The 6,718-nt window shown below is 51.4% G+C and carries 6 protein-coding genes; all 6 read right to left on the bottom strand.

What is annotated here, in order from left to right:
* Nucleotides 1–117 precede the first annotated feature (117 nt).
* The gene (locus QZ280_RS08240; protein WP_293442465.1) at nucleotides 118–699 is read right to left on the bottom strand and encodes a histidine phosphatase family protein; all 582 of its coding nucleotides are present in this window, start codon (nucleotides 697–699) and stop codon (nucleotides 118–120) included.
* Between the two features lie 220 nt (nucleotides 700–919).
* Nucleotides 920–1,204: an HU family DNA-binding protein gene (locus tag QZ280_RS08235; protein WP_293442462.1), complete on the bottom strand. Its 285-nt coding sequence runs from the start codon at nucleotides 1,202–1,204 to the stop codon at nucleotides 920–922.
* A 170-nt stretch (nucleotides 1,205–1,374) separates the two neighbouring features.
* Nucleotides 1,375–1,521 carry a hypothetical protein gene (locus tag QZ280_RS08230; protein ID WP_293442459.1) on the bottom strand — a complete coding sequence of 49 codons (147 nt, stop codon included), beginning with the start codon at nucleotides 1,519–1,521 and terminating at the stop codon, nucleotides 1,375–1,377.
* A gap of 38 nt (nucleotides 1,522–1,559) precedes the next feature.
* Nucleotides 1,560–3,962, bottom strand: a complete 2,403-nt coding sequence (lon, locus tag QZ280_RS08225) for an endopeptidase La (RefSeq protein ID WP_293442456.1) — start codon at nucleotides 3,960–3,962, stop codon at nucleotides 1,560–1,562.
* 290 nt (nucleotides 3,963–4,252) lie between these two features.
* A complete protein-coding gene (tgt, locus tag QZ280_RS08220) occupies nucleotides 4,253–5,383 on the bottom strand; it encodes a tRNA guanosine(34) transglycosylase Tgt (protein ID WP_293442453.1) in 1,131 nt (376 codons plus the stop codon).
* A gap of 40 nt (nucleotides 5,384–5,423) precedes the next feature.
* Entirely contained in the window at nucleotides 5,424–6,626 is a 1,203-nt protein-coding gene (locus QZ280_RS08215) for a Bcr/CflA family efflux MFS transporter (RefSeq protein ID WP_293442450.1), read from the bottom strand.
* Between the last annotated feature and the right edge of the window lie 92 nt (nucleotides 6,627–6,718).

The raw sequence follows: 6,718 nt of genomic DNA, 5'->3' as shown, positions 1-6,718 counted from the left end.
ACTCCCGACATCTTCCGTGTAAAGGAAGCGCTCTACCAACTGAGCTAATCACCCGCTGTGGTGTCGTTTAGAGAGTTCTTTTCCCTCGCGCAACTCAAAAATCATGCTTTTTTAAGTTTATCGCAAGATCGTTTCGACACCGTCTTTGATTTGATAAATACAGCCCTGCTCGTGATCCAAATTAAGCATTTCTTCGAACTGCATTCCACGCAAAAGACCGCGCAAAACGCAAAGCGTCGCACCATGAGTTACCAAAATCATCGGTTTATTCTGATTGGCCAAAACCGCACAACATCGTGCGAGCACAGAGGTCTCGTCTTCGCCGTCTGGCGCGAGAAACATCAATTCAAACGCATTGCGCGCTTGTTCGAAGAGATGGCCATGGCTGCGTTTGATATCATCTAAATACGCGCCATTCCAGGATCCCGCACTGATCTCTCGCAACCTAACATCTTGATTAATTGATAAATTTTTTCCTTCGCTCGCAATCTTTGCCGTCTTTAGCGCCCGCCCTTGAGGGCTGCTTAAGACTGACATACCAGGATATTGCGAGAGACAACTCTCAAGCAAAGCGCCTTGACGAAGGGCCTGCAAGCGACCCTTTTCTGTCAAAGCCGAATCCAGAGTTCCTTGCAAACGCGCGGCAATATTCCACTCTGTTTGCCCATGACGCAAAAGAAAAATCGTGGGGTAAGTCATGATGCACCGCGTTGAACAAAAATCTGCATCAGGTTAAGCCAAGTCATGCTTTGGAATAAAGAAAATACTGCCTGAGCTCAGCCTCACTCAGCAGCTTTAGCCGCGGGATCGGCAGAGGGCTTTGGCGCGCGGTTACTTCGGCGAACCTTGGTAAATAGTACTTTACCGCCCTGAACATCTGTCGCACAGATAATTTTGACTTTGCTCAATGGCTGCAAATTCATTTTGCGGCCTTCCGCAAAGTCTGTCCAAGAACTGCGAACATGGCTTCAATCACCGGCTTAGCATCTTTCTTTTTGACTCCGGAGCGTTCTGTGACGATCTCGATCAATTTTTTCTTCTTCAGCGCAGGATCAAAAACGATAGGCGTTTTGGCAGTGCTTTTCGCTTTGACTGGAAGCAGGACCGCGGCAACGCCTCCTGTGGCTGTTGTTTTCGATATAGCGCTTTTAGCCACCATTCCTGCCCTTTTATCCCATTTTGAACGAAGAGTGACAAAAACCATACCATTCTAACACCTGTTTCCTTGAACTAACCGATTTAGTTAGGCGTTTTTCGGTCTCACAACAATTGGGGTATCATTAAATATCTAGCAGTAGCGGCCTTCACGCTGACACTATTTAGCGGTACTTTTACCGCAGTAGGCAATCTTTTCGATCCTATTTTGCATCAAGATCACATTACGGAGGATGCGAAACCAGGGAGCTCAAGCTCTGGCACAACAATGGTTGCGATGATGGCTCTCTCGCTTTTCGCGGTGACTATGAACAACTGATCAAAAGTTCCAAGACGACCAATTGCAAAAAAAGCAGCCTTGGACATCAAAGGCCGCCTTTTCTATGTCATCTTAGCTAGGTAGATCAGTGGGCAACTTTACTCGCGCCCTCGCCGACTCTTAGTGCCGCAGCCGCTGCTTCTTCCGCGACTTCATCCCACTCTACAGGTTCTGGAACCGCGATCAAAGCATGGCGTAACACATCGCTGACGTGGCTAACCGGAATAATTTCCAAGCCTTTTTTTACGTTATCAGGGATATCACGCAGATCCTTTTCATTCTCTTCAGGAATGAGAACCGTCGTGATGCCACCACGCAAGGCCGCTAGTAGTTTTTCCTTAAGGCCGCCAATCGGCAAGGCATTGCCGCGCAATGTCACCTCTCCCGTCATCGCGATATCCTTGCGGATCGGTATGCCCGTTAGAACTGACACGATCGACGTAACCATCGCCAATCCGGCGGATGGCCCATCTTTCGGCGTTGCCCCTTCCGGCACGTGCACGTGGATATCCCACTTTTCAAACTTAGGAGGTTTCACCCCTATTTGAGGCGCGATAGAGCGTACATAAGAACTTGCTGCATCGATGCTTTCCTTCATCACGTCGCCAAGCTTACCCGTCGTTTTCATACGACCTTTGCCCGGAAGACGCAGTGCTTCGATGTTCAACAATTCTCCGCCAACAGACGTATAAGCGAGACCAGTCACAACACCAACTTGATCCTCTTGCTCGGCCAAACCGTAACGATACTTTTTGACACCCAGATAGTCGTCAAGGTTCTCGGGCGTCACAGTGACGTGGGTTTTCTCGCCTTTGACAATCTTGGTCACAATTTTGCGCGCAACTTTAGCAATTTCGCGCTCAAGATTACGAACGCCAGCTTCACGCGTATAGAGGCGCACCATCTCGCGCAACGCCTCACCGGTCAGCGTGAACTCACCCGCTTTCAGGCCATGGTTTTTAACCTGCTTGGAAAGCAAATGTTGCTTCGCGATCTCACATTTCTCGTCTTCTGTATAACCCGCAAGCGGGATAATCTCCATGCGATCGAGCAAAGGGCCGGGCATGTTGTAAGAGTTCGACGTCGTCAGGAACATCACGTTCGAGAGGTCATATTCCACCTCAAGATAGTGATCCACAAACGTACCATTCTGCTCGGGATCAAGCACTTCGAGCATCGCGGATGCAGGGTCGCCACGGAAATCCTGGCCCATCTTGTCTATTTCATCGAGCAAAATAAGAGGGTTCGTCGTCTTTGCTTTTTTCAAGGCTTGGATAATCTTACCTGGCATTGACCCGATATATGTGCGGCGGTGTCCACGAATTTCACTTTCATCACGTACGCCACCAAGTGAAATACGAATAAATTCACGCCCTGTAGCTTTCGCAACCGACTTTCCAAGCGAGGTTTTACCAACACCGGGAGGGCCAACAAGGCACATGATCGGGCCCTTGAGTTTCTTTGAGCGTTGCTGCACAGCGAGATATTCAACTATCCGTTCTTTAACCTTATCGAGACCATAGTGATCCGCGTCGAGCACTTGCTGCGCAGCGACAAGATTCTTTTTCACGCGGGATTTCGTACCCCACGGAATGGCCAGCATCCAGTCAAGGTAGTTGCGCACAACCGTCGCTTCCGCGCTCATCGGACTCATGTTCTTGAGCTTTTTGATCTCCGCGTCGACCTTTTCACGCGCTTCCTTGCTGAGCTTCGTCGCAAGGACCCTACCCTCAAGTTCAGCAACCTCATTCTGGCCGTCTTCACCATCACCCAGTTCTTTCTGAATGGCTTTCATTTGCTCATTCAAATAGTACTCGCGTTGGGTGCGTTCCATTTGCGTTTTCACGCGCGTCTTGATCTTCTTTTCTACCTGCAAAACGCTCATTTCGCCCTGCATCAAGCCGTAAACTTTCTCAAGACGTTCGCTGACGGACAGAGTTTCAAGCAGCTCTTGCTTTTGGTGCACTTCAATGCCGAGATGGCCGGACACGAGATCCGCGAGCTTCGCAGGATCTTCCGTTTCCATGACCGAGGCGAGCGCCTCTTCGGGCACGTTTTTCTTAGCCTTGGCGTAGCGCTCGAACTCTTGCGCAACAGTACGCACAAGTGCTTCAATCGTAGCTGCGTCACCCGGCATTTCCACCAGACGCTCTGCTCGCGCCTCAAAGAAGCTATCGTTCTCAAGGTATTCCGTTACACTTACACGAGCCTGACCCTCAACGAGAACCTTTACGGTGCCATCGGGAAGTTTCAGCAATTGCAACACATTGGCGATTACACCAGCATCGAAAATACCAACGATTTGCGGATCATCTTCGCTTGGGTCACGTTGCGCGGCGAGCAGGATCTGTTTGTCATCCGCCATCACCTCTTCCAAGGCGCGGACTGACTTTTCACGGCCGACAAAGAGCGGCACAATCATATGTGGGAAAACCACAATATCGCGCAGCGGCAACACCGGATAGGATGAATTAAGGGGTTTTTGCATGCTTTGTCCTAACTATTGGCAAAACGATCTGGCCCCGCTTGGCGGCAACACTAATCGTCTCCTTCTTAGTCCATTTACATGGGGCGCAATAGCACAAGTTTCAAGCGGCTTTCTTAATCAGATGCGTTTCATCGCACGTCATCAATACATCCAATGCACTGCATCCAACGCGGGGTTACCCGCTTCAACAAAAGAGGCGCAGAGCGCAAGTACTATGGCGCTGTAGATAAATTATGTGTTAGATTTGAAATGCGTCTAACGCACAAACCCTTCAGTCGCGTAAAGATCGTTCACAAAGGCTCGATATCGCCCAATGCGCGCATCGCATTGAACTCAGTTTGGAATGCGTCAAAAGTGCCCGCCGCAATCGCATCGCGCATGCCTTGCATTAGCTTTTGGTAATAATGCAAATTATGCCAAGTTATCAGCATACCAGAGATCATCTCATGCGAGCGGAACACATGATTGAGATACGCGCGCGAGTAGTTTGAACACGCAGGGCATGTGCAGGCCTCATCTAACGGGCGCGGATCGTCTGTGTGGCGCGCGTTCTTGATGTTGACCTGACCACGACGCGTCCAAGCCTGCCCCGTGCGGCCCGAGCGCGACGGCAAAACACAATCCATCATATCAATACCGCGCGCGACTGCACCGACGATATCATCTGGCTTGCCCACCCCCATAAGATAACGCGGCTTATCTATTGGCAGCATATCAGGCGCATAATCGAGCACACCGAACATCGCCTCTTGTCCCTCTCCAACGGCCAAGCCACCAACCGCATAGCCGTCAAATTCAATCTCGCGCAGCTTTTCTGCACTGATGCCGCGAAGTTCTTCGGTGACGCCACCCTGTTGAATACCAAACAGAGCGTGCCCCGGGCGATCCCCAAACGCATCCCGCGAACGTTGCGCCCACCGCATAGAAAGTTCCATCGAATTACGCACATCACCTTCTGTGGCGGGCAACGCGGGACATTCATCAAAACACATCACAATATCAGAGCCAAGCAGCTTTTGGATTTCCATAGAGCGTTCAGGCGTGAGGTGATGTTTAGAGCCATCATGATGACTTCGGAACCTCACCCCCTCTTCAGTCAGTTTGCGCAACTCTGCGAGGCTCATCACTTGAAAACCGCCACTATCCGTCAAGATCGGGCGGTCCCAGTTCATGAACTTATGCAATCCACCAAGACGCGCGATCCGCTCTGCGGTTGGGCGCAGCATAAGGTGATAGGTGTTACCCAGCAAAATGTCTGCACCTGTGGCGCGCACGCTTTCCGGCATCATCGCTTTGACAGTAGCTGCCGTGCCCACAGGCATGAAAGCAGGTGTTCGGATTTCACCACGCGGCGTGTCGATCACACCAGCTCTGGCGCGCCCGTCGGTAGCATTTAGAGAAAAAGAAAAACGGTGTGTCATTCCCGCCTCCTACTACCACCAATTGGATTTGAAAAGCAGTCTACGCGGCTTCTTTCAATGCCTGCGCCGCGATATGTGCGAAACCCAATGCTCCGATGCATGCCAACAGCAACAAAACGCAAAACAACCATGCGCCGTTTTCGAGTGTTAACACTGCGCCGGTCACTGCGCTGGCGATTGCCCCCATCGCCGTTGCAATCGCAGCAGAAAGCCCCGAGGCACTGGCCGCAAGATCAGGTCGCACACTCATCGCGCCCGTGTTTGCACTAGGGAGCGCAATACCGTTGCCAAGACCCAAACTCGCCATCAATAGGAAAAACACCACGGACGTTTCGAGGTTCATTAAGACAAGCACCAGTGCGCAGATAGGGCCAATCATCGCAACACGTCGCCCCCAGATCATCATCAAGCCTGGTGGACTGCGTTCTGATAACCGTCCCGCGATGAAACTCCCCACGAAAAAGCCCATCGCAATAGAGCCAAGCGCCATCCCAACACGGCTTGGTGTCAGATCAAAATGCGCACTTGCCACAAGCGGCACACCAGCCAGAAACACGAAAAAAGCAGCTATGGAGAATCCGATGACCATCGTATGGCTCCAAAACATATGCGAGAGCAGAACGACTCTATAAGCTGCTAATTGTTGATCGAAACTGCTGCCCTTGCCCGGCACGGTTTCACCGAGATCGATCCAAATGAGCAGAACACTTAGCATGCCCAAAATAGCAAAGACCCAGAAAACAGAGCGCCAGCCTAGCGTTTCTTCCAACAGTCCCCCAAGCAAAGGACCAATCATCGGTGCAACCGCCATGGCCATCGCAATATAGCCGAGCACACTGGTGCCGCGACCGGGCGGATACATGTCCCGCACAATCGCACGTGAGAGCGAACTTCCAGCTGCGCAGACCGCTTGCAACATTCGAAAGATCAAAAAGAACGTGAAATTTTCGGTAAGCGCGGCCCCAACCGATGCCAGTGTGAAAATAGAGAATGAGCACAGCAGGATGGGTCTGCGCCCATATCGGTCCGCCAGTGGGCCCAAAATGATTGCCAAGACCGCGGATAGGAACAGATAGCCCGCGATGGAAAAGCTGATCACGCCATAGCTGACGCCGAATTCAGCGGCCATCGAGGGAAGCGACGGCAAAAACAAGTTCAACGTCAGCACGGAACCCGCCGTCATGATAATCAACGTTGCCCGTGTGGGCGGTGTTCTACACTTACTGGGAGATTTTACGCTCATCCACGCATCTTTTGCTCTTTTCTTACGACCAGCAAGCCCCGATTTGCCAGCAGTGACCGAATGCCGTCTACCACCGCCCCTTTACGCACGCA

Origin of the sequence: Planktotalea sp. (genome assembly GCF_018607995.1) — a bacterium.
In the GTDB taxonomy this organism is placed as follows: domain Bacteria; phylum Pseudomonadota; class Alphaproteobacteria; order Rhodobacterales; family Rhodobacteraceae; genus Planktotalea.
The sequence above is the reverse complement of the archived record's forward strand: the minus strand, read 5'-3'. Positions and strand labels throughout refer to the sequence as shown.

Excerpts from the sequence above, each read along its gene's own strand:
- tgt (WP_293442453.1), bottom strand. The coding sequence starts at position 5,383 with ATGACACACCGTTTTTCTTTTTCTCTAAATGCTACCGACGGGCGCGCC.
- lon (WP_293442456.1), bottom strand. The coding sequence starts at position 3,962 with ATGCAAAAACCCCTTAATTCATCCTATCCGGTGTTGCCGCTGCGCGAT.
- QZ280_RS08230 (WP_293442459.1), bottom strand. The coding sequence starts at position 1,521 with ATGTCCAAGGCTGCTTTTTTTGCAATTGGTCGTCTTGGAACTTTTGAT.
- QZ280_RS08215 (WP_293442450.1), bottom strand. The coding sequence starts at position 6,626 with ATGAGCGTAAAATCTCCCAGTAAGTGTAGAACACCGCCCACACGGGCA.
- QZ280_RS08235 (WP_293442462.1), bottom strand. The coding sequence starts at position 1,204 with ATGGTTTTTGTCACTCTTCGTTCAAAATGGGATAAAAGGGCAGGAATG.
- QZ280_RS08240 (WP_293442465.1), bottom strand. The coding sequence starts at position 699 with ATGACTTACCCCACGATTTTTCTTTTGCGTCATGGGCAAACAGAGTGG.